Consider the following 278-nt stretch of genomic DNA (forward strand, 5'->3'; position numbering starts at 1 on the left):
CTAAGCGATACAGCCAACTTTATTGCCATGTACGAAAACGATGACTTTCAAGCCCGTGTTGCCTATAACTGGCGGGATAAGTTTTTAAATAGTGCAGCGCGTTACGTTAACGAACCTGGTTTTACTGAAGAGTATTATCAAATCGACTTTAACGTTGCGTACAACTACAGCGAACAGCTTTCGTTTTTTGTTGAAGGTATAAATATTACTGAGCAAAACAGCCGCGAACATGGCCGTACATCAGTGCAATTATGGAACTTACAACAACTAGGCGCACG

1 protein-coding gene is annotated in these 278 nt (G+C 41.7%); it reads left to right on the forward strand.

The features are described 5' to 3' along the window. The coding region (locus tag R2R70_RS19920; protein ID WP_410978888.1) for a hypothetical protein at window positions 1-278 on the forward strand (278 nt) is incomplete at both ends.

This window comes from Cobetia sp. SIMBA_158 (assembly GCF_046566945.1).
Lineage (GTDB): Bacteria > Pseudomonadota > Gammaproteobacteria > Pseudomonadales > Halomonadaceae > Cobetia > Cobetia amphilecti.